22 protein-coding genes are annotated in these 20,896 nt (G+C 64.5%); 13 read left to right on the top strand and 9 right to left on the bottom strand.

Annotated elements, in window-relative coordinates; translation table 11 throughout:
• Nucleotides 1-31: 31 nt before the first annotated feature.
• From BIWAKO_RS01095 to BIWAKO_RS01065, 7 genes are all read left to right on the top strand, one after another.
• Nucleotides 32-1,696, top strand: a complete 1,665-nt coding sequence (locus BIWAKO_RS01095) for an amidohydrolase (RefSeq protein ID WP_069876969.1) — start codon at nt 32-34, stop codon at nt 1,694-1,696.
• A gap of 146 nt (nt 1,697-1,842) precedes the next feature.
• Nucleotides 1,843-3,429, top strand: coding sequence for an ABC transporter substrate-binding protein (locus BIWAKO_RS01090; RefSeq protein WP_371332151.1), 1,587 nt, complete (start codon nt 1,843-1,845; stop codon nt 3,427-3,429).
• 182 nt (nt 3,430-3,611) lie between these two features.
• Complete coding sequence (locus BIWAKO_RS01085) at nt 3,612-4,547, top strand: ABC transporter permease (protein ID WP_069876967.1); 936 nt, start codon at nt 3,612-3,614, stop codon at nt 4,545-4,547.
• Nucleotides 4,548-4,555: 8 nt separating this feature from the next.
• Nucleotides 4,556-5,377, top strand: coding sequence for an ABC transporter permease (locus tag BIWAKO_RS01080; RefSeq protein WP_069876966.1), 822 nt, complete (start codon nt 4,556-4,558; stop codon nt 5,375-5,377).
• Nucleotides 5,374-6,354, top strand: a complete 981-nt coding sequence (locus tag BIWAKO_RS01075) for an ABC transporter ATP-binding protein (RefSeq protein ID WP_069876965.1) — start codon at nt 5,374-5,376, stop codon at nt 6,352-6,354. The genes BIWAKO_RS01080 and BIWAKO_RS01075 overlap by 4 nt, the downstream gene beginning before the upstream one ends.
• Nucleotides 6,347-7,342 (top strand): ABC transporter ATP-binding protein, encoded by a 996-nt coding sequence (locus BIWAKO_RS01070; protein WP_069876964.1) that lies wholly within the window; start codon nt 6,347-6,349, stop codon nt 7,340-7,342. The genes BIWAKO_RS01075 and BIWAKO_RS01070 overlap by 8 nt, the downstream gene beginning before the upstream one ends.
• Before the next feature lie 165 nt (nt 7,343-7,507).
• Entirely contained in the window at nt 7,508-8,485 is a 978-nt protein-coding gene (locus BIWAKO_RS01065) for a succinylglutamate desuccinylase/aspartoacylase family protein (RefSeq protein WP_069882057.1), read from the top strand.
• A 154-nt stretch (nt 8,486-8,639) separates the two neighbouring features.
• Here the strand turns inward: BIWAKO_RS01065 and BIWAKO_RS01060 are convergent, their stop codons facing one another.
• The 6 genes from BIWAKO_RS01060 to BIWAKO_RS01045 all read right to left on the bottom strand — a co-directional run bounded on the left by BIWAKO_RS01060 (nt 8,640) and on the right by BIWAKO_RS01045 (nt 11,467).
• The gene (locus BIWAKO_RS01060) at nt 8,640-8,984 is read right to left on the bottom strand and encodes a hypothetical protein (RefSeq protein ID WP_069876963.1); all 345 of its coding nucleotides are present in this window, start codon (nt 8,982-8,984) and stop codon (nt 8,640-8,642) included.
• Between the two features lie 64 nt (nt 8,985-9,048).
• On the bottom strand, nt 9,049-9,180 hold the full coding sequence (locus BIWAKO_RS37065) for a hypothetical protein (RefSeq protein WP_274533571.1): 132 nt from the start codon (nt 9,178-9,180) through the stop codon (nt 9,049-9,051).
• Complete coding sequence (locus BIWAKO_RS01055; RefSeq protein ID WP_176733239.1) at nt 9,177-10,163, bottom strand: ABC transporter substrate-binding protein; 987 nt, start codon at nt 10,161-10,163, stop codon at nt 9,177-9,179. The genes BIWAKO_RS37065 and BIWAKO_RS01055 overlap by 4 nt, the downstream gene beginning before the upstream one ends.
• A gap of 264 nt (nt 10,164-10,427) precedes the next feature.
• The gene (locus BIWAKO_RS35840) at nt 10,428-10,604 is read right to left on the bottom strand and encodes a hypothetical protein (RefSeq protein WP_176733238.1); all 177 of its coding nucleotides are present in this window, start codon (nt 10,602-10,604) and stop codon (nt 10,428-10,430) included.
• Nucleotides 10,605-10,607: 3 nt separating this feature from the next.
• A complete protein-coding gene (locus BIWAKO_RS01050) occupies nt 10,608-10,991 on the bottom strand; it encodes a hypothetical protein (RefSeq protein WP_069876961.1) in 384 nt (127 codons plus the stop codon).
• Nucleotides 10,992-11,152: 161 nt separating this feature from the next.
• Complete coding sequence (locus tag BIWAKO_RS01045) at nt 11,153-11,467, bottom strand: hypothetical protein (RefSeq protein ID WP_069876960.1); 315 nt, start codon at nt 11,465-11,467, stop codon at nt 11,153-11,155.
• A 322-nt stretch (nt 11,468-11,789) separates the two neighbouring features.
• On the opposite strand from BIWAKO_RS01045, the gene BIWAKO_RS01040 reads away from it, so the two are divergent.
• From BIWAKO_RS01040 to BIWAKO_RS01035, 3 genes are all read left to right on the top strand, one after another.
• Nucleotides 11,790-12,035, top strand: a complete 246-nt coding sequence (locus BIWAKO_RS01040) for a hypothetical protein (protein WP_069876959.1) — start codon at nt 11,790-11,792, stop codon at nt 12,033-12,035.
• Between the two features lie 230 nt (nt 12,036-12,265).
• Nucleotides 12,266-12,451: a hypothetical protein gene (locus BIWAKO_RS35155; RefSeq protein ID WP_141739928.1), complete on the top strand. Its 186-nt coding sequence runs from the start codon at nt 12,266-12,268 to the stop codon at nt 12,449-12,451.
• Entirely contained in the window at nt 12,448-12,756 is a 309-nt protein-coding gene (locus tag BIWAKO_RS01035) for a hypothetical protein (protein ID WP_069876958.1), read from the top strand. Before BIWAKO_RS35155 ends, BIWAKO_RS01035 begins: the two co-directional genes overlap by 4 nt.
• A 255-nt stretch (nt 12,757-13,011) precedes the next feature.
• Here BIWAKO_RS01035 and BIWAKO_RS01030 read toward each other — a convergent pair whose 3' ends face one another.
• From BIWAKO_RS01030 to BIWAKO_RS01020, 3 genes are read right to left on the bottom strand one after another with little or no spacing between them, the layout of a single operon-like run.
• Nucleotides 13,012-14,151 (bottom strand): YaaC family protein, encoded by a 1,140-nt coding sequence (locus BIWAKO_RS01030; RefSeq protein ID WP_069876957.1) that lies wholly within the window; start codon nt 14,149-14,151, stop codon nt 13,012-13,014.
• Between the two features lie 20 nt (nt 14,152-14,171).
• Nucleotides 14,172-15,260 (bottom strand): protein kinase family protein, encoded by a 1,089-nt coding sequence (locus BIWAKO_RS01025; RefSeq protein WP_069876956.1) that lies wholly within the window; start codon nt 15,258-15,260, stop codon nt 14,172-14,174.
• Complete coding sequence (locus tag BIWAKO_RS01020) at nt 15,260-15,682, bottom strand: DUF3010 family protein (RefSeq protein ID WP_069876955.1); 423 nt, start codon at nt 15,680-15,682, stop codon at nt 15,260-15,262. The genes BIWAKO_RS01025 and BIWAKO_RS01020 overlap by 1 nt, the downstream gene beginning before the upstream one ends.
• Before the next feature lie 524 nt (nt 15,683-16,206).
• Between BIWAKO_RS01020 and BIWAKO_RS01015 the strand changes: the two genes are divergently transcribed.
• From BIWAKO_RS01015 to BIWAKO_RS01005, 3 genes are read left to right on the top strand one after another with little or no spacing between them, the layout of a single operon-like run.
• Nucleotides 16,207-19,029 (top strand): xanthine dehydrogenase family protein molybdopterin-binding subunit, encoded by a 2,823-nt coding sequence (locus tag BIWAKO_RS01015; RefSeq protein ID WP_069876954.1) that lies wholly within the window; start codon nt 16,207-16,209, stop codon nt 19,027-19,029.
• Nucleotides 19,026-19,571 carry a (2Fe-2S)-binding protein gene (locus BIWAKO_RS01010; RefSeq protein WP_069876953.1) on the top strand — a complete coding sequence of 182 codons (546 nt, stop codon included), beginning with the start codon at nt 19,026-19,028 and terminating at the stop codon, nt 19,569-19,571. The genes BIWAKO_RS01015 and BIWAKO_RS01010 overlap by 4 nt, the downstream gene beginning before the upstream one ends.
• Before the next feature lie 5 nt (nt 19,572-19,576).
• Nucleotides 19,577-20,854: a cytochrome c gene (locus BIWAKO_RS01005; RefSeq protein WP_069876952.1), complete on the top strand. Its 1,278-nt coding sequence runs from the start codon at nt 19,577-19,579 to the stop codon at nt 20,852-20,854.
• Nucleotides 20,855-20,896: the final 42 nt, after the last annotated feature.

Raw genomic sequence — 20,896 nt, 5'->3', positions numbered from 1 at the left:
ACCATAGGCCTTACAGGATTTCGGAGTTTCCATGACGCTCTCCGCTCAAACCCCGGCTAACCGCGCCCGGCTGCAGGCCGATCTCGTCCTCAGGAACGGCCCGATCTGGTGCGGCCGCGAGGACGGCATCGTCGAGGCCCTGGCGATCTGGCAGGGCAGGGTGCTCGCCACCGGCAGCGATGCCGAGATCGCCGCCTTGATCGGCCCAGGCACCAAGGTGATCGATCTCGAGGGCCGGCTCGCCACGCCCGGCCTGAACGATTCCCACCTGCATCTCGTCTCGCTCGGCATGACCAGGGACTGGGTCGACGCCCGCCCGGCGGTCGCGCCCGACCTCGCCTCCCTGCTCGATGCCATCGCCAAGCGTGCCGCCGGCACCAAGCCCGGCGACTGGATCCTGTCGCGCGGCTACGACCAGACCAAGCTCGATACCGGCCGGCATCCCTATCGCGAGGAGCTCGACCGCGCCGCGCCGAACAATCCGGTCATGCTGATCCGGACCTGCGGCCATGTCTCGATCTGTAATTCGATGGCGCTGGAGCTCGCGGGCATCGACGAGGCCTCGCCGACCCCGCCCGGCGGCCTGATCGAGCAGGAGAACGGCCGGCTCACCGGCATGCTGGCCGAGAATGCCCGCGCTCCGGTCTGGGCCGCGATTCCGCGCCCGACCGAGGAAGACCTCGTCGCGGGCATCGAACGTGGCGGCAATTATCTGCTCTCGCTCGGCATCACCAGCTGCATGGATGCAGCGGTTGGCCAGCGCGGCGCCTTTGGCGAGATCTCGGCCTATCACCGCGCCAAGCGCGACGGCCGCCTGCCGGTGCGGACCTGGCTGACCCTGCTCGGCGACGAGGGCCGCTCGATCGTGCCGCAATGCTACGATGCCGGCCTGATCTCCGGCTCCGGCGACGACATGCTGATGGTCGGCGCGGTCAAGCTCTTCCTCGACGGTTCGGCCGGCGGCCGCACCGCCTGGATGAACGCGCCCTATCTCGGCGAGGACAAGACCACCGGCGTGCAGATGCTCTCGAACGAGGATTGCGAGCGCCAGGTCATGGACGCCCATGTGAAGGGCTACCAGCTTGCCTGCCACGCCATTGGCGATGCGGCGATCGAGCAGCTGATCACGGCCTATGAGAAGGCGCTCGCCGCCCATCCCGACCCGGACCGTCGCCACCGCATCGAACATTGCGGCTTCTCGACGCCCGAGCAGCATGAGCGCATGGTCGCCGCCGGCATCTATCCCTGCCCGCAGCAGGTCTTCATCTACGATTTCGGCGATGCCTATGTGAAGGTGCTCGGACCGGAGCGGGCGCTGTCGAGCTATCCCTTGCGGACCTGGTTCGATCTCGGCCTGAAGCCGGCGACCGGCAGCGATGCGCCGGTCTGCGACCCCAATCCGTTCCCGAACTTCTACACCATGCTGACCCGCAAGACCTGGCGCGGCACGGTGATGGACGAGGCCCAGTGCGTCTCGATCGACGAGGCGCTGCAGGCCTATACCGAATTCGGCGCCTTCTCGCAGAAGCAGGAGGCCGTGAAGGGCCGGCTCGTGCCGGGCTATCTCGCCGACGTTGCCGTGTTCTCACGCAACCTTTTGACCGCAGCGCCCGAAGAGATCCTGAAGGACACGCGCTGCGATCTCACCATCCTGAACGGCAAGGTCGTGTTCGACCGCGCCGCGCAGAAAGCCTGACCGGATAATTGCTCGGGGACAGCCGGCTAGACGACGGAGACAGACCGGAAAAACCAAGTAAGGTTCCGCACGGGACTGACCGGCGCTCCCCCGAACCGGGGGCGCCACTAAAAAAATCAACGGGAAATTTGGGAGGATTTGACGTGTTGAAACGACTGGCTTTGACCACTGCCCTGACGCTGACGATGGCGTTCTCGGCCCAGGCGCAGGAACCGCGCCGTGGCGGCACGATCCGCTTCACGGCGCCCTATGCCGCATCCTTCGTCAGCAATGACAGCCATGTCTCGAACCAGATCCAGGACGAGATCTACGGCAATGCGCTGCATCGCGCGCTCTACAAGTGGGACTCGACCAACAACAAGCCGGTGCTGGAACTCGCCAAGAGCGTGACCGCCTCGGCCGACGGCACGGTGCATACCTTCAAGCTGCGTGACGACGCGCTCTTCCATAACGGTCGCAAGATGACGGCCGACGACATCATCTGGAGCTACACCCGGCTGATGGATCCCACGAAGAACTATCCGGGCGCAGCCTATGTCCGGCGCGTCAAGGGCGCCCAGGAGTTCCAGAAGGGCGAGGCCAAGGAAATCTCGGGCCTGAAGAAGATCGACGACTTCACCCTCGAGATCACGCTGATCGAGAAGGCCGATCCCGGCTTCCTGTTCCGCACCGCGACGACCTCGATCTTCCCGGCCAAGGAAGCGCAGGAACCCGATTTCTTCAACAAGCCGATCGGCCTTGGCCCGTTCAAGTTCGTCGAGCATGTTCCGGGCTCGCGCATGGTGCTGGAGCGCTGGGAGAAGTTCTACCAGGCCGGCAAGCCCTATGCCGACAAGGTCGTGATCTCGCCGATGGGCGAGGCGGCTGCCCGCGACATCGCCTTCCGCAACAAGGAAATCGACGTCTCGATCCTGGGGCCGACGCAATATGTCGCTTATCAGGCCGATCCGAATCTGAAGCAGGGCATCCTGGAAGTCGCGGAAGTCTTCACCCGCAACATGGGCATGAACCCGAACTTCAAGCCCTTCTCCGACAAGCGGGTGCGCCAGGCGATCAACCACGCGATCGACAGCGACCTGATCATCAAGCGCCTCGTTCGTGACAAGGCCTATCGCGCCACCGGCTGGCTGCCGCTCTCCTCGCCGGCCTATGACAAGGACATGAAGCCCTACGACTTCAATCCCGAGAAGGCCAAGAAGCTCCTGACCGAGGCCGGCTATCCCGATGGCTTCGAGTTCGAATGGACCGCTTCCCCGAACGAGAGCTGGGGCGTTCCGATCGTCGAGGCGGTGATCCCGATGCTGGCCAAGGTCGGCGTCAAGGTGAAGATCAAGCCGGTCGAAGGCTCGGCCTTGGGCGGCATCGTCTCGAAGGGCGACTTCCAGGCCTATATCTGGTCGAATACCTCGGGTCCCGATCCGCTGACCCAGATGAAGTGCTTCTACTCGCAGACGCCCCAGAGCGCCTGCAACTACACCACCTACAAGAATCCGCAGGTCGACAAGCTGATCGACGAAGCCGCTGCGACGGACGATGCGGCCAAGCGCATCGACCTGCTGAAGAAGGCCAACGCCATCGTCTATGAAGACGCCCCGGTCTGGTTCTTCAACTACAATAAGGCGGTCATGGCCTATCAGCCCTGGCTGAAGGGCCTGCAGCCCAACGCGACGGAACTCGCTCTGCAGTACTACGAGGATCTCTGGGTCGACGCGTCGTCCCCGGCCGCGAAGTAACCCGGAGCATCGGCCCGAAACGCAGATCGCGGTTTTCGGGGCAAAACCGATGCACACACAAAGGGTTGGACCATCGGATCGGACGGTTCCGGTCCGGTGATCCAGAGCGCATCCCAGCCCGACGCCCGGCGGCCTTCGCTGCCGGGCGTTCGCGGCCAGGAATTCGCGGCCAGGAGTTCTGCATGCTGTCCTATGTCTTTCGGCGCCTGCTGCAGGCGATCCCGATTCTGCTCGCTGTCGCGGCGCTGATCTTCCTGCTGTTCAGCGTCATTCCCGGCAGTTTCGCCTCCAGCCAGATGGCTGACGGGCGCACCGTCATGGATGCGGAAGCCGTCGCTCGCATGAACCAGCAGTTCGGGCTCGACCAGCCGGTCGCGACGCGGTTCGTGAAATATATCGGGCAATTGGTGACGCTCGATCTCGGCACCTCCTTCCGCACCCGCCAGCCGGTCTGGCACCTGATTGCCGAGCGTCTCTGGCCGACGCTGCAGCTCGCCTTCGCCTCGATGCTGTTTGCGATCGCGATCGGCGTCCCCTTGGGCTTCCTGGCGGCGCTGCGCCCCGGCAGCTGGATCGACATGGTCTCGATGGTGGCGGCCGTCTCCGGCCTCTCCCTGCCGAAGTTCTGGCTCGGCCTGATGCTGATGTATCTCTTCGCGCTGACCTTGGGCTGGCTGCCGAGCTTCGGCTATGGCGACGGCGCGCTGAAGAACCTGATCCTGCCCTCGATCGCGCTTGGCGTCGCCCCGCTCGCCCTGCTGGCGCGCACCACGCGCGCCTCCGTGCTCGAGATCATGAACGCCGATTTCGTCCGCACCGCCCGCTCCAAGGGCATGAGCGAGCTTCGCGTCGTGAAATGGCACCTGGCGCGCAACGCGCTCGTCATCGTGCTCACCACGGTCGGCCTGCAATTCGGCTCGGTGATCGGCCAGGCCGTGGTGGTCGAAAAGCTCTTCGCCTGGCCGGGCCTCGGCTCGCTGCTCGTCGATAGCGTCTCGCTGCGCGATATCCCGGTGGTGCAGGGCTGCATCCTGGTGATCGTGCTGTTCTTCCTGCTGGTCAACATGCTCGTGGACGTTCTCGCCGCGATCATCGACCCCCGCATCAGATACACCTGAGGGTGCCGATGAAATTCAGAGCCAATCTCGTGATCGGGGGCGTGCTGTTCGCGGCCGTCGTCGTCGCCGGTACATTCGCACCCTTCCTCGCCCATACCGATCCGGTCATGGACGCCAACCTGATGAATGCCGAGGTTCCGCCCGGCAGCGAATTCTGGTTCGGCACCGATGCGCAGGGGCGTGACATCTACAGCCGCGTGCTGCACGGCGCGCGCATCTCGCTGACGATCGGCATCGTCTCGCAGCTGATCAACACGGTGATCGGCGTCGCGCTCGGGCTGTCGGCCGGCTATTGGGGCGGCTGGTGGGACGATCTGGTCAGCGGCCTGACCAACATGATGCTGGCGATCCCCTCGCTGATCTTCGCCCTGGCGATCATGGCGATCCTCAGCCCGGGCCTGACCAGCCTCCTGATCGCGCTCGGCCTGACCAACTGGTCCTATACCTGCCGGCTCTCGCGCGCCTCGACGCTCTCGCTCAAGAACCAGGGCTATGTCCAGGCGGCCAAGGTCCTGGGCTACAGCGATATCCGCATCATGGTGACGCAGATCCTGCCCAATATCCTGGGGCCGATCATCGTCATCGGCACGCTCGGCATGGGCGGCGCCGTGCTGGCCGAGGCTGCGCTCTCCTTCCTCGGGCTCGGCATCCGCCCGCCCTTCCCGAGCTGGGGCAGCATGCTGTCGGATGCCCGCGACCAGATCACCACAGCGCCCTGGATCTCGGTTTTCCCGGGCTTGGCGATCTTTGTCACCGTGCTCGGGCTGAACCTGCTCGGTGACGGCCTGCGCGACATCCTCGATCCGCAGTCACGGGCGCGACGCGCATGAACGGCGAGGCGCTTCTCGAAGTCGAGAACCTGCGGCTCGACCTGATCGTCGGAGCCAAGCGCTTTCCGGCGGTGAAGGATGTCTCCTTCACCATCGGGCGCGGCGAGACGCTCGGCCTCGTCGGCGAATCCGGCTGCGGCAAGAGCATCACCGCGCTCTCGCTGATCGGCCTGCTGCGCCACCCGCTCGCGATCGGCGGCGGGAAGATCCGCTTCAAGGGCCGCGAGATCCAGAATCTCTCGGCTGGCGAGATGCGCAAGCTGCGCGGCAACGCCATCTCGATGATCTTCCAGGAACCGATGACGGCTCTGAACCCGCTTTCGCCGGTCGGGCGCCAGATCGCCGAGATGTTCGTGCTGCACAAGGGCGCGACCTGGCACGAAGCCGAGCGCAAGGCCGTCGAGGCCCTTGCCAATGTCCGCGTCCCGGCGCCGGACCGGCGCGTCAAGGATTACCCGCACCAGCTCTCGGGCGGCATGCGCCAGCGCGTGATGATCGCGATCGCGCTTGCCTGCCGGCCGGATCTGCTTCTGGCCGACGAGCCGACGACGGCGCTCGATGTCACCGTCCAGGCCGAGATTCTCGACCTGATCCGCGACCTCTCGGCGGCGCAGGGCACGGCGGTGCTGATGATCAGCCATGATCTCGGCCTGATCGCCAATATGTGCGCCCGCGTCGGCGTGATGTATGCCGGCCGCCTCGTCGAGCAGCGCCCGGCGCAGGAGGTTTTTCGCACGCCGAGCCATCCCTATACCAAGGGCCTCGTCGCCTCGCTGCCGCTGCTGGGTGCGCGCGCCCGCCATGGCCGCCACAAGCTCAAGGAGATCACCGGCGTCGTGCCGCCGGTGACGGCCTTCCCGGACGGGTGCCGCTTCAACCCGCGCTGCTATGCCAGGACCGAGATCTGCGTGGCGCAGGATCCCGGAGAGACACCCCTGCCGCATGACGGCCTGGTGAGGTGCCATCATCATGAGTGACACGGGCGACAACACCATCCTCAAGGTCGAGGACCTCGAGGTGAAGTTCAATCTCGGCGGCGGGCTGTTCGGCGGCAAGCGCCGCACGGTCCATGCCGTCGACGGCGTCGATCTCGTGCTGCGCAAGGGCGAATGCCTCGGGCTGGTCGGGGAATCCGGCTGCGGAAAATCGACGCTGGCGCTCTCGATCCTCGGCCTGCAGGCGCCGACGCGCGGCCGCGTCATCCTCGACGGGCAGGACATCGCGGCGCCCGGCGTCGACCGCAAGGCGCGTGCCCGCATCGCGCAGATGGTGTTCCAGGACCCATATTCCTCGCTGAACCCGCGCCAGTCGGTGCGCCGGACGCTGGAAGCGCCGCTGCGCATGCATGGCGTCACGACGAAGAGCGAGGTCGAGGACCGCATCGCCGAGATCATGCGCCATGTCGGCCTGCGGGTGGAGCAGGCGGAGCGCTATCCGCATGAATTCTCCGGCGGCCAGCGCCAGCGCATCGGCATCGCGCGCGCGCTGATCCTGAAGCCGAAGGTCGTGGTGCTGGACGAGCCGGTCTCGGCGCTCGACGTCTCGATCCGGGCGCAGATCATCAATCTGCTGCTCGAGCTCAAGGACACGCTCTCGCTCTCCTACATCATGATCAGCCATGATCTGGGTGTCGTCGAGCATATGAGCGACCGCGTCGCGGTGATGTATCTCGGCCGGATCGTCGAGACCGGCGACTGGCACACCATCTTCACTGAGCCGCGCCACCCCTATACGCGCGCGCTGATCGCCGCGATCCCGGACCCGTTCAACCATGGTCTGGCGGTGAAGATGTCGGGCGAGGTGCCCAACCCGCTGGAGCCGCCCTCCGGCTGCCGCTTCCACCCGCGCTGCCCGGAGATGCGCGAGGGCTGCCGCGCCCAGCCGACACCGCCGCTGGCCTCGGTCGGACAGGAGCACGCCGTCCCGCACGAGGTCCGCTGCATCAGGGCGGCAGAACTCGTCTGAGCGGCCCTCAAGCATCGGCCCGAAAAGCGGATTGCGGTTTTCGGGACAAGGCCGATGCAAACACAAAGGGCTGGATCATCGGACGGGATACGATGTCCTGTCCGATGATTGAGCCGCCTCAGCATTGTTGATCATCCGAAGGACAGAAGAACCATGGCGAAACCCATGCCAGACCAATCCGCGCCTCAGGCGGCCGCCGGCCTCGATGACGGGCCGCTCGAGAGCATCCGTTTCACCGGTCTGGCCGCCGGCCCGAAACTGATCGTGCTCGGCGCCGTCCATGGCAATGAGACCTGCGGCCCGAACGCGATCCGCCGCGTCATCGAGGAGTGCCGGTCCGGCAAGCTCGTCATTCGCCGCGGCGAGGTCACTTTCCTGCCGATCGCCAACCCCAAGGCCTACCGCCTGAAGACCCGCGAGGGCGACCGCAACCTCAACCGCGACATGCGCGAGAAGCCGCTGCCGGCGAATTACGAGGACCGGATCGGCAACCACATCTGCGCCCTGCTGCGCCAGCATGAGGTCTTGCTCGATGTCCATTCCTTCCGGGGCGAGGGCGAGCCCTTCGTCTTCTTCGGACCCGAGGACAACCAGGGCGAGCTGGAGCCCTTCCGCCAGGCGCAGGCCGAAGGCGCCTTTGCCGCCTGCCTCGGCGTGCCGGTGGTGATCCATGGCTGGCTCGACAATTACGCCAGGCTGATCGCGGCCCGCGAGGAGCTGAACCTGCCGCGCCTCTCGGTCACCGAAGGCTATGGCACGACCGAATATATGCGCTTTGCCGGCGGCTTTGGCGTGACGCTCGAATGCGGCTCGCATGACGATCCGGCCTCGATCGAGATCGGCTATGCCGCAATCCTCAATGCACTCGCCCATCTCGGCCTGATCGATGCCCCGGCGCCGACGACCGCCGGCCGGACCGTCATCCATATCACTGAGGTGATCATCTGCGAGGCCGAGGGCGACAAGGTCGAGGGCGACTGGAAGACCGGCGATGCGCTCGCCAAGGGCCAGGTGATCGCGCGCCGCGCCAATGGCGAGGCCGTGACGGCGCCCGACGCCGGCTACATCATCTTCCCCAGCAGTACGGCCAAGCCCGGCGAGGGCATCTGCTATTTCGGGGTGAAGAGCACCAGAACGCTCTGAGCGCAGGCTCTGTGGGCCGGTCAGGAGGCCGTCGCCCTAAAGCATCGGCCCGAAAAGTGGATTGCGGTTTTCGGGGCAAAGCCGATGCAAGCATAGAAGGCCAGGTCATCGGACCGGATACGATATCCGGTCCGATGACCTGGCCGCCCCGGGCTCAGAAGCAGGTGAAGGCATAGGTCTTCTGGGTCTGCAGCAGGCGGTCGGTCAGCCCGCCCGGCGGATCGGAATTGTCGTTGAAGTCGAAGCCGAACGGACAGATCGTCGACGCATAGCGGTTCGCGAAGGAATCCATGCGCAGCACCACCGAGGCGCGCGGCTCGTCAAACTCGCGCTTGGTATGGATCTTCAGGAGATGGCTGTTGAGGCCGAGCTTCTCATGGAAATATTTGATCGGCCCGGTCGGGGCATTGATGCCGTCGGGAATATCGATCAGCACGGAATTGGCGCAGGCCGATAGACCAGCCCCCAGCGCCAGCGCGAGCAATGCCTGAATTCTCATGACGACTCAGCCCCCGCGACCGGACAGCGACAAACTCAGCATAGTCCCGGGCAACTGTCGATTTTCAAAGCGGCTTCAGGGGATAAACGATGCGGCTCTTGATCGGGCCGGGGGCCATCGCAGCCCTGCCACGCGCATCGGCGCGTGCCCGCTTCAGGTCGGCCTCGCCCGCGTGGCAGCCCCGCTGCGAGATCATTCGATGACCTCGTCGGCGAGCGCGATCAGGGTATCGGGCATGGTGAGACCGATCTGACGTGCGGCCTTGAGGTTGAGCACGAGTTCGAACTGGGACGATCGTTCGACCGGCAGTTCGGAGGGCTTGGCTCCCTTGAGGATGCGAGCGGTATAATAGGCCAGCCGCTTGAAGCTCTCCTCGAGGCGAGGACCGAAGGTCAGGAGCCCACCGCTTCGGGCAAATGCGCTCCAGCCGGAGATGGCTGGAATCCGGTGTTCGGACGCGAAGGCGGCAACCTGCCTCCGGCTCTGCAGCATGACGCTGTCAGGCAGCACCACGAGCGCGTCCGGCGGGTTTTTGGCAAGGCTCGCAAGCAGGTCGCCGACCTCCTGGACGTTGCGGGTCGGCACCCACCGGAGCTCCATCCCGAGCCGGCTTGCCATGGCCTGGGACGCGGCGATCTCGAGCGCGGCGCCGGGATGGACGGGATCGCCCATCAGGACGACCCTCCTGGCGTGGGGGGCAGCCATCCGCAGCAGATCCAGCCGCTTCTCGTTCAACTCGATCGCCATGAAGCTGACACCCGTCAGGTTCCCGCTCGGGCGGGCCAGCCTGTCGGTGAGCTCAGCCACGACGGGATCGCCGCTGAAGCCATAGACGACAGGGATCTGGGTCACCCGCCGCAGGCCAAAGACGGCTGTGCCTTGCGCGACGATCACATCGGGCTTCAGACCAACCAGTTCGTCGACGACGGCCGATAGCCGGTCCGGTTTCCCGTCGGCCGAGCGGGCGAGGACTTCGACATCCCGGCCTTCGACATAGCCTTCGGCCGCGAGGCCGCTCCGGAAGGCGCCAAGATAGCTCTCGACCTGAGCCAGCGGGAACAGGGATATCCAGCCGATCCGTGCGGGCTTGCGCGCCGCCTGCTGCGCATGGGCGGAACCGCTGGAGAGAACAAGGCTGACCGACAGGGCAAGGCTGAGCAGGAGGAGGGGACTGAGCACGAGACGCCATCCTGGCTTCATCGATCCCTCCACAGAGCCTGTCGGTGCCGCGCCCGGCCAAGTCTTGAGCAGAAGAACGTCTCTGCCTTGGGCAGAAGAAGGTCTCAAGCCTGAGCAGAAGAGGGCCTCGCGTCGAAGGATACGCCGGACATGGGGCGGCTCATCATACGCTTCGATGCGCCCTTGGGTAGCCAGGACTGCCGGCGCCAGGGCCGCGGCAGGACGTGGGAAGGGCCAGGAGGGGGCGGTCCTGGCGCAGCCCGATCATTCGCCCGCGTCGCGATAGCGCTGGTCGAACCGTCGCTCGTCGCTGTGCTGCGACCAGTCCTCGTCGGGGATCGGCTTCCAGAAGACCACGCGAATGAACAGCATCATCAGCGCCCCCAGGAGGATGAGGGCGACCAGCGCGGCGATCAGATATTCCAGGATGGTCGGTGCCATCGGTCAGCCTCCCAGCGGCGTTTCATGGGTGATCACGGCGGGCACTGGCAGGCCGGCGGCCTGCGCATTCGCGCCGGTCAGGGCGATGATCCGGAACGGCCCGCCGGCGGCGAGCCGGGTCGCTTCCGAGCAGGCCAGCGCGCCAAGGCGCTCGATCTGCCCCTGGTCGAAGCCGGCGCCGCGGAGCGCGGCATCAGCACATTCGCCCTGGTCGCCGGTGATCTCGATGATCGCCAACGCCATCCTGCGGATGCTGTTTTGGTCCGCGAGCGAACGGGCCTGCGCCCAGTTGCCGCGGAGATCGTCCAGCGCCTCGGCAAAGCCCGGCCCACGACCATGGATGCAGTGGCCGGCTGCGATACCCTGGGGGTAGAGCACGCCGCGCACGGCAGACTGATCCGGGTGCTCGCTGCTGACCGAGAGATCGGCTCAGGCTGCCGGCCCGGCTTCCCCTGCAATAGTCCGCAAGGCGTCCCTGATGGCGATCGGTGTCATCTGCGAATCCTCGGAAGGGTTGGGTTTGGAAGGGCCTGTCATCGCCAACGCGCTCATTCCGCGGCCTCAAGGCGCCGGGCGCGGGTGAAATCGGCGTAAGCTGCGGCCCGCGCGTCGGGGCTGGTCGCCTCGATCATCGCCTCATGCAGCTGGCTGAATTTGCGCAGCGCCTGGATCGCGATCCATTCCTGCGCCATGCCCCAGCGCCAATCCTCGGCTCGGACGCTCCTGCCGTCGCTGGTCATCGCCTGGAGATCGAAGAAGGTGGCCTCCGCATCGGTGGCGACCACCAGCTCGTAAAACCCCTCCGACCGGTCGTCATGGCCGAGTTCCAGCGTCTCGATGCTCACCGGGAAGCTGCGCGCCATCTCAGGCCCCGACCGGCGCGGCGACGCGGCTGACGCAGCGCGGGGAGGCATGATCCGCCGGCCGTCCGGTGCGCGTCCGCTCGCCTGCCGTGGTTCCGAAACGTGTCTCGCTCATCCCCATCATCCCGCTCTCCTTCGGGTCGGCGGTGCCTGCCGGTGGCGGCTTTCCCTTCCGATCGATGGGGATTGAATAACTTTAATTATCGTCCAGTCAATAATAAAAGTTATTAACAATCCCCAGGGTCAAGCCGTCGAACCGACTCGACTTGTCCGCCACCCTCTGGCTTAAATGAGAACGAAACAGGAACTGAAGGGATTTGTGATGAGCCTGGCCTATTCGGGAAGTGGTGAGCGGCCCGAACTGTCTTACGTCGCGTCGCTGGACATCCAATGCGAGGATTGCGGGCGCACGAAGCGGATGTGGCCGGGCGCAATCCAGGAGGTGATCGGGCAGGGGACGCGCACCCTGATGGGCCTGCACAACCGGCTCTCCTGCTCGGTCTGCCGTGAGCGCGGCGGGCTCGGCAAGAACATCAACCTCGTGCCGACCTTCAGGAGGAGCGCATGACCATCGGAGCGAACCGCCGTCAGGCCATCCAAAATCGGGACAGGTTCGGCAGCGCCTTGGCGCGCATGACAACAGGATCGTTAGATACTGTTGTCTTAGGTGATTGTGATTGTGATTGGCATACCTGCAGCACATCCCCCGGCAATGCCCCGGCACGTCCTCCAGCATATCCAGCAGCAGCCCTGCGATTGATCAGACCCCCGTCGCCTTCGCTGCTGGAGATCGGGGCGTTGCCGGACATCCCATGCGAGGATTACGGGCGCCCGAAACGGATGGGGCCGGGCGCGATCCGGGAGGTGATCGGGCAGGGCACGCGCAGCCTGATGGGCCTGCACCGGTTCTCCTGCTCCTGCCGCGAGCGCGGCGGGCTCGGCACGACCATCACCCTCGTGCCGACCGTCAGGAGGAGCGCATGAACCGCCATTGGAGCGACGGGCTCGAACACGCCACGCAGTTCGTCATCTTCCCGCCGCTCGGCCGGGAGGCGGAATTCGGCGCAGCCAAGCCACGCCTGCTCGCTCATCTCAAGGCGCACTTCCCCGATTACAGCTTCGGCCTCACCGCGATCGCCATGGACGACGAGATCAGCATCCTGCCGGTCTGCGGAACCGTGGGCGACGATGCCAACGGCAGGCTGAAGAAGCCGCCGGCGATGGCGAGGATGCTGGAGATCAAGGCGGTGGTGGGGGCGTTCGATCCGGTGCCGGCGGTGCTGAGTTAGGGGGCGGCATGGGAAGGGCAATGAGGAGGGTTCGACCTATCTGAGACTGTTGAAGAGCGGTGTCTGGTGACCGGAGTTGGCCCTTAGCCGCCGTCCGAACGTCCGCTCTTGGGCAGTTCAAATTGGCACTCGTTGACTGAGCAGGGGCAGGTCGGCTCTTTCCAGACGATTGCCACTCCTCAAGCGGTATGACTCCAAACGGTAGATCGCAACATGATCGATGCTTGCCGTTTGGAGGGGAGCGAACCTTTTCGCTCAGTGGTTGCCGCGATAATCCAAGATGCTGACGACAAAAGGCGGGAAAGAGGCGAGAACCGTCCCCACAAATCGTTCGATCGCCGAAAGCGAACGATCATCTGCCGGAAAGTCGGTCGTGTTCGATCGCGAAAGAGCGTGCTGCCAAAGCTCCGGCCGATACCGCACGAGGGAACTGAGCAGGAAGCTCCCCAAGAACAGGAGCGGATATTCGTTCAAAGCGACGCCATGCAGGGGCCGAACCGCCGTCCGAAGGGTGTACTGGCCATAGCCGCCCGTCAGCGGCGGCAGGATGTCTTCCGGTCGAACATAGTTCTCTCCTCCGCCCGTGCGATCGACCGCACTTTTGTATGTGGTCTCGTCGAGGCGGATGAGTTCCATTTCGGAAAGGTCGTCGCCCATGTTCTCCGATCGGTTATCGAACATGAGAAGCGTCCGATTATAGGCGAGTTGGGCGCTTTGAAGCCGCCAGTGCTTCAAGAAGGGATAGCGATCCCGGAGGGAGGAAACGAGCGCGACTAGGTTCTCGCGGTTCTCGATCAGGGGGCGCTCGTCAAGGCGCAGATGCCAGCTATTGAGTTGGTAAGGCCGGACATCGACATGCAGATAGTTTGGCTCGGCGATCCGGCTCTCATCGATAGCGCCATGAGGCTCGGAGAGCCGCGAGAGGATGTCGAGGATCGTGATCGTCTTCTTTTCGAGCGGTGCAGCCAGATCGAACGGGCGCACGACCGATTGAGGCATGCTGTGCTCGGAATAATAGAACCGTGACAGCGGTGCGATGACATCGTTGAACTGCTGAAATGTCCCATTCTTCTTCACGGTCAGGCTCAGGCCTTCGACGCTCGTCGGCGCGCCCGCATCGCTGATGCCGTGGCTGGGGACGATCTCGGCTAGGGGGATGTTCTTCACCGCCATGGTCACGGCGCGGGCGAAGCTCAAGACGCCGTAGTAGACGAGCAGTGGGCGGATTTGGATGGGCGACTCCTGCGCCTGCTCAAAGAACAGCCGCCCTTGCTGCAAAGCTACCGTTACATCACGGGCGACGATCACGGAAAGCTCGTGGTCGAAGGATCGCTTCAGGACATTCGAGAGATTGGTCGCGCTCTCTAGAAATTTGAGATTGTACCAGTCAGTCAAGAAAGGCCCCAATGCTTGGATCAGATCGCCTCAGCCATGACTACGGCCTCGGCTAGGTGCGCTGGATTAAGGGCTCGCTCTCTCCGCCAGCTTTCGCCCGCTTTCTTTTCTATCGCTAAAGCGCCCTTGACGGGCACAATGCGGAACTGCCTCCGGCCCCGCCGCAAGATGGGGTGCTCTTCCACTCGCCAGTCAGGAACTCTTGCGCGCAAGTTATTCAGTGCGGAACTAAGGTCCGACACGAGCGCGTATCTCGCAGCGATGTTGGTTGAGCAGCATTTCCGGATCATCGTTCGCAAAGGTTTGCAAACCCAAGGAGGAAGGCTATCGAGGTCAAGGACACGTCCTCTAACGATGCGCTTCTCAATGGCTTCCGTCGCGAAAAGCTGCGGATCATTTCCGCTTAGCTTATCATAGGTAGCCTGTTCTTTTTTAGTGAGCCAATCCCGCTCATTGTAGGACAGGACGCCGCCGAGAAGTTGGTATACGACGATTCCCAACTGATAGACGTCGCCTTGCCTGTAATATTTCTTCTCGGTTATCTCTTCTGGCGTTCGGTAGATGAGCGAATGCCTTGTTTGAGAATTGGCTGACCCGTCGGCATGCTGAGGCACCACTGACCCGAAATCGCCGATGACGAACTTCGAATCTGATATGCAGAAGATGTTTTCCGGCTTCAGATCGCGATGGAGATAACCGTTCGCGTGCAAAAAGCTCGTACCGGCGGCGATCTGCCCCGCAATGTCGATCGCCTCAACATTCCCGAACCTGCGCTTCTCAATGGCGTCGAGCAAATCGCCAGAAGCGCAATACGGCGTCATGAAGTAGGCATCATCCTTGTTCAAACTTTCAGCGTGATAAACTTTCAAGATGTGATCAGATTCCAGCCGAGCTAGAAGTTCTGGTTCTGCATGATCGCCTGCCCCCCCCCCCCCCCCCCCCCAATAATAAAACTTGACGACCACATCACGCTTAAGAACTTTGTTGTGGCCGAAAAGCACATATCCGTTCGCGCCCTTTTCAATTATCGAGCGGAACTCGATGTCTTTAGAAAGTTCTTGAGTTTTTTTGAGAACGTCGCCTTTTAGAACGTTTAGATCGAATGCCATTACACGAGCTTCTTGCGATTTAGGTCGAAGACACCCGAAAGATAGGCGTTTTGGTCAACGCCATTTATCGTGTCGGGAATTCCGGCAATGTTCTTTTTCGAGAAGCTCGATAGAGCGACAGGGTTGACCAACGTCACATCGACCCCGGACAGCTGAATAATCGCTTCCATCTTAAAGGTTATGCCGCCCCCGGCCATTTGCCCAGTCTTGGCGCGTGCTTTGATTGCAAACGCCTCGACCCCGTTCTCATGTGCGAACGTTTTTACCGCTTGAAGGAAAGTCGCGATGGAATCGTTGGACGTGTCATCACCTAGCTTCAGAACCTTAGTCTTACTCCGAACATGGACGAGTTCGCCGTCTTTAACGGTCACAAGTACAAGGCGAGCTTCGCTACTGCGAAGCTCGACGCCACAAACGACCATCGTGCAAATCCCCCGCCCGCATTGCATCGCTTCTAGGTAAGCGAATCGAATGTAGCGCGTAGAAGTTGAAATGCCTATTGGTCAGGCATCCGGACGCAGCTACAGACGGCCGGAACTTGGGATTCGTTAGCGCGGCGGAAGCTGCTAATCAGCCCTGCAGTGCGGAATGTCCGCTTGCGGGCTGTGCCTTAATGTCTGGTTGTGGCGCGAAGCTGCAGCCAGCGTTGGCGGTCCCGAAGGGGCCGCGCTGCTATTCTCCGAGCCGTAAGGGCGGTCTTGGGCGGGTGCAAGGCGCTGGTTCCATCCGCCGGAGCTTGCAAGGGGCTGCGAGATCGTTCGCCCCGCATTCGTCGGCGCTGGCCAACGTCTCCGCCGACGAATGCGGTTACCTCGCCACTCGCGCGAGAGCGCAGTGTCCCCATCATTGAAACCAGACCAATTCGAATATCGATATACGCGCCCGCCCTGTGCTCATAATATCGGCGGGAGAGCAGAGTCGGCTCGTCAGCGAGCGGGGTGTCGACGTGAAGACAGGTCTATCCCGCAGAACCTTCCTCCAGGCCGCAGCGGCCGGCGTCGCCATCAGGATTTCGCTGCTGCCCTCGGCCACCCGGGCGGAGCTGATCGAGACGCCGCCGCATCCCGGAGCCGATTGGCTCGAGGCCGGCGGCAAGCCGAAGTACCGGCTCGACGCCATCGCCAAGGTCACCGGCGGCAAGACTTTTACGCGCGATTACCGCGCCCGCGACCTCGCAGGCTGGCCGAAGGAGCAGGCGCACGCCTTCATGCTCCATGCGACGCGGGTCGACCGCGTCTTCGACGGCGTCGATCTCAGCCTGCTCGGCGAGGACCTGAAGCCCGATCGGCTGGTGCTGCACGAGGACCTCGTCGCCGACGGCGTCGCGATCCCGGCGCCCGGCTTCTATGGCGATGTCTTCTTCGTTCCCAAAGGCCAGACCGCGCGCCTGCTCGGCCAGCCGGTCGCGCTGCTGATCTATCACGATTTTGCCCGCTATGACGCGGCCAAGCGCAAGCTGCGCTTCAACGATAAGGTCGTGCGCTACGGCACGGAGGGCCCGTCGACCACGCCCGGCCCTTATGGTGCGGCGCGCTATGTCCGAATCGACGGCGGCACTCCTGAGGCCGAAGACCGCTATTCCGCGCTCAAGGACACGACGATCCGCACCGGCTTCAAGGGCGAGGAGCCGCAATGGCCCGCCGCCGGAGACGGTGACGCCATGGCGCGCGGCATGGCGGCCGCGGCCGAGATCGAGCGCGAGATCGCCACTGCCGGTGACGACGTGCTGGTGCTGCGGCGCTCCTTTACCAGCCAGTCGGCCGATGCCTCGGCCATGGAGGCCGATAATGGCAATGTCTGGTACGAGCGCGCGACCGGCATCCTGCATGCCCTGATCGCCACGCAATCCCCGCACGAGGTCGCCGAGATGGCGGCCCATATGGTGTCGAAGTCGACATTCCCGCTGAAGAGCATCGATCTCAAGATCGGCTACACCGTCGGCTACGGCACCAAGGACCACGCGATCTTCCCGTTCTACTGCGTGCTCGCCGGACTTTACGCAGAGGGGCGGCCGGTCAGGCTCGCCAATGACCGTTACGAGCAGTTCCAGACCGCGCTGAAGCGCCATGCCTTCCAGATGGACAAGGTCATGGTCATCGACCGCAAGACCGGCAAGTTCCGGGCGATGACCGGGCGCTATCGCAATGATGGCGGCGGGCGCGAGAATTTCTCGGTCTCGGTCGGCACGGTCGGTGCGACGGCGGCGCAGTCGATCTATTACCTGCCGAAGAGCGATTTTTCCGCGGCGATCCTGTCGTCGCGCGCCGTCGATGCCGGCTCGATGCGCGGCTACGGCACCTTGCAGACCATGGCGGCGACCGAGATGATGGTCGACGAGGCTGCCGAGGCGCTGGGCCTCGATGCCATGGAGTTCCGGCGGCGCAACGCGCTGAAATCGGGAATGAAGAACTCGCAGGGCGCGATTCCCTCAGGCGCGCTGCGTCATGACGAGATCCTGGCGCGGGCGGAAAAGCACCCGCTCTGGGCCGGGCGACGAGAGCGCAAGGCCGCTTTTGAGGCCGCCAATCCCGGCAAGAAATACGGCGTCGGCTACGGTCATGTGCACAAGGATTACGGCACCGGCGCCGAAGCGGCGCTCTGCGCGCTCGCATTCGATGCGAGCGGCCGGCTCAGCCTGTCGCATGTCGCCCATGAGATCGGCACGGGCGCCACGACCTCGCAGGCGGTGATGGCCGCCGGCATCCTCGGCCGGCAACCCGACGAGACCGAATTCGGCAAGGTGCGCTGGCCGCAGATGCCGCTCGAGACCTCCGACGAGCCCTATACGCTCTCCCAGGAGGAGGAAGACCGGCGCATGGCGAACCCGCGCTGGACGCCGAGTTTTACCTCGCCGATGAGCGCCTCCAACAGCGTCTACTATCTCGGCCATGCGACGCGCGAGGCGGCCCGCGCGCTTGTCGACCTCGCGATCTGGCCCGCCGCGCGCTCGCTCTGGTCGCGCGGCATCGGCGGCGGCCAGTTGGCGCCGGAGGCCGTGCGCCGCGAGGATCTGCGCATCCTGCGCGGCATGATCAACGCGGCCGCCATGCAGCCTTTGTCCTTTGCCGAGGTCGCGGCCGAGGCGCACCGGCTCGGCCTCGTCACCGGCGTCACCGTGCACAGCTTCAACCGCTGGCAATGGGCCGAGGCGGAGTTCGAAGTGCCGGGCGCCGGACGCCGCCGCTTCGCCATCGATGCGCTGGCGGTCCAGTACGGCGACGGAGCACCAGCCGAGCGCAAGGCCCTGATGACGGAGGCAGGCTGGCATTTCGTCGAGCGGGCCTCGGTCTTCTACCCGCCGGCCCAGCGCAACAATGCCGGTGTCACCTATTACGCGCCGATGGCGACGCTGGCCGAGATCACCGTCGACACCGGTAGCGGCGAGGTCCGCCTGCTGTCGCATCACTCCATCCTCGAATGCGGCACCCAGATCGTGCCGGAACTGGTCTCCGGCCAGATCCAGGGCGGGCTCGCGATGGGCATCGGCCACGCCCTGAAGGAGTATCTGCCGCTATACGAGGACGGGCCCGGCGACGGCACCTGGAACTGGAACCGCTACGAGCTGCCGACCTCCAGGGATGTCGCGGTCTGGTCGCAGACGGCCGAAATCCTGCCGCCGCTGTCGGAGACCGATCCACCCAAGGGCATGGCCGAGGTGGTGATGATCGCGGTCGTGCCGGCGATCGTGAACGCGGTCGCCCACGCCATCGGCAAGCGCTTCTACAGCCTGCCGATCACGCCCGAGAAGATCCGAGAGGCGCTGGCATGACCATCGCGACCCGCACGCTCTCCCTGACCATCAACGACGAGGCCGTCGGTCCCATCGATGTGCCCGACACGATGATGATGCAGGATTTCCTCTACGAGTACCTCAACCTGACCGGCTCGCGCATGGGCTGCGGCCAGGGCATCTGCCATGCCTGCACCGTGGTCGTCGAGAAGGGCGACGGCTCGCTCGAGGAGATGCGCACCTGCATCACCGGCGCCCACTGGTTCGCCGGGCGCAAGGTGAGGACGGTGGAGGGGCACGCCAGGCGCGACGCCACTGGCAAGATCACGCAGCTCTCGCCGGTCCAGCAGGCCTTCATCGAGCATTTTTCCTTCCAGTGCGGCTACTGCACCCCCGGCTTCGTCACCGGTGCCACCGTGCTGCTCGACCAGCTGAAGCGTAACCCGGTCCGGCGCGAGGCGCTGGAGGAGGTGATCAGCGAGGCGCTCGACCGGCATATCTGCCGCTGCACCGGCTATGTCCGCTATTTCGAGGCGGTGCGCGATCTCGTCCTCAGGACACCCGGCTTGGTGAAGGCGTAGCGCGCATGGCGAAGAAGCTGCTTCTGGCCGTCCTGGCGGTCGCCTTCATCGGTGCGCTCGCGGCGGGAGCCGTCTTCCTCGGCCTGCTGGAGCGCAGCGTCGTGTCCCGGGATATCGAGCAGCCGCTGACGGCGGAGCAGATGAAGGGCCTCGTCAAGCGCGGCGCCTATGTCGCGGTGGCCGCCGATTGCTATGCCTGCCATGTCACCAAGGGTGGCGCGCCCTGGGCCGGCGGGCTGCCCTTCGAGACACCGTTCGGGACGATCTACTCGACCAATATCTCGCCCGACAAGGAGCACGGCATCGGCGCCTGGACGCGCGCCGACTTCCACCGCGCGGTGCGCGACGGCGTCGGCAAGCAAGGCCATCTCTATCCGGCGATGCCCTACGCCTCCTATCGCAAGCTGACGGCGGGCGATGTCGACGCGGTCTACGCCTACCTGATGAGCCGCGAGCCGATGAAGGTGGCAAACCGCGCCAACCACCTGCCTTTCCCCATGAATATCCGGCAAGGGCTGACCTTCTGGAACCTCGTCAACCTGTCGGGCGACACCAGGACGGAGGTGGCCGGGCGTTCGGAGGCCTGGAACCGCGGCCGCTATCTCACCGACGCGCTCGCCCATTGCGGCGAATGCCATACGCCGCGCAACCTCACGATGGGCATGAAGGAGAGCGCCTATCTCCAGGGTGCGGAGCTGGAAGGCATCGTGGCGCCCGACATCACCAAGGCCGGGCTGACGCGCATGGGCTTTGATCCGCTGGTCTTCGCAAGCTTCATGAAATCGGGCATCTCGGCGCAGGGCGCCATGACCAACCAGATGTTCGAGGTCGTGCATTTCTCGACGCAATATCTGAGCGCCGATGACCTTGCGGCGATGTCGGCCTATCTCTTCGACCTCGACAAACTGCCGGAGCGCGCGACCCCGCCGGCGCCGCCACAGCCGGTTGCCGTTCCCGCCGAGACCGCCACCTCGGCCCGCGCCACCTATCTCGCCGTCTGCGCCAGCTGCCATGGGGTCGACGGGCAGGGCATCCCGCATGTCGTGGTGCCATTGGCGACCAACGCCTCGCTGCGGCTGGCGGATGCGCGCAACCTGAACCGGGTCATCCTGACCGGCATCCCGGCCCAGCGCTTCCCCGGGCTCGAGCGGATGCAGCCCATGCCGGGCTTTGCCGCGCAGCTCAGCGACCAGGAGGTCGCCGACCTCTCCAACTGGCTGCGGGCGAACTGGGGCGGCCAGAAGCCGACCGTAACGGTGGACGAGATACGGCGGCTGCGCTGAGGCCAGCCGGGCCTGCGGCAGATCGCGGAGGGCGTCGCAGGC

It is taken from the genome of Bosea sp. BIWAKO-01 (assembly GCF_001748145.1).
Lineage (GTDB): Bacteria > Pseudomonadota > Alphaproteobacteria > Rhizobiales > Beijerinckiaceae > Allobosea.
This window is presented reverse-complemented; position numbering and strand designations above follow the sequence as displayed.